The organism is Lysobacter sp. Root604 (assembly GCF_001427505.1).
Classification (GTDB): domain Bacteria; phylum Pseudomonadota; class Gammaproteobacteria; order Xanthomonadales; family Xanthomonadaceae; genus Lysobacter.
This window is the reverse complement of the sequence record NZ_LMGS01000006.1, coordinates 1-1,066: the sequence shown is the minus strand read 5'-3', so window position 1 is coordinate 1,066 and position 1,066 is coordinate 1. Positions and strand designations below refer to the sequence as shown.

The window sequence follows — 1,066 nt, the reverse complement described above, 5'->3', positions numbered from 1 at the left end:
CGCTGCAACGCCACCAGGCGACGGTGCTGCACCTGACCGCCGGCCTGTTCCATCAGTATGCCGATGCGCTGGGGCCGGTTTTCGAGCGTTTGAACTATCTGCTGTTCGGCGGCGACAGGATCGACGCGGACGTGGTGCGTCGCGTGTTGCAGGGTGCGCGCCCTGCGCACCTGGTGCATTGCTACGGACCGACCGAGACGACCACGTTCGCCAGCACGCACGAGATCGCCGAGCTGGATGCGCAGGCGCGCTCGGTGCCGATCGGCCGGCCGATCGGCAATACCCGGATCTACGTGCTGGATGCCAGCGGCGAGCCGGCGCCGGTGGGTGTGACGGGCGAGCTCCACATCGGCGGCGATGGCGTGGCGCGGGGTTACCTGAACCGCGCGGACCTCACGCAGGAACGCTTCGTGCGCGATCGGTTCAGTACCGACCCGCAGGCGCGCATGTACAGGACCGGCGACCTGGGTCGCTGGGGTGAGGACGGCACGCTGGAATTCCAGGGACGCAACGACTTCCAGGTGAAGATTCGCGGCTTCCGCATCGAGCTGGGCGAGATCGAGGCCCGGCTGACGGCGTGTGCCGGCGTGCGCGAAGCGGTGGTGCTGGCGCGCGAGGACGTGCCGGGCGAGAAGCGGCTGGTGGCGTATTGGTTGGCGGAGGTGGGCGCGCAGGTCAGCGCGGCCGAGCTGCGTCTGCAGCTGAGCGCGCAGTTGCCGGAGTACATGCTGCCCACCGCGTTGCTGATGCTGGAGGCGTTCCCGCTGACACCGAATGGCAAGCTGGATCGCAAGGCTTTGCCGGCACCGGACGCAACGTCGCTGATGCGGCGCGAGTACGAGGCGCCGCAGGGCGAGATCGAACAAGAGCTGGCCGAGATCTGGCAGTCGCTGCTGAGCATCGAGCAGGTGGGCCGCCACGATCACTTCTTCGAGCTCGGCGGGCATTCGCTGCTGGTGGTCGCGATGACCACGCGTCTGCGCGCGAAGGGCTTGCGCGGCGAGGTGCGCCACCTGTTTGCCGCGCCGGTATTGAGCGCCTACGCCGCCACCTTGCGTCGTGGCGA

At 68.6% G+C, this 1,066-nt stretch carries 1 protein-coding gene; it reads left to right on the top strand.

The window, feature by feature from the left end; all coding sequences use genetic code 11:
- Positions 1-1,066: non-ribosomal peptide synthetase (locus ASD69_RS08445; protein ID WP_157499112.1), on the top strand; the 1,066-nt coding region annotated here is incomplete at both ends.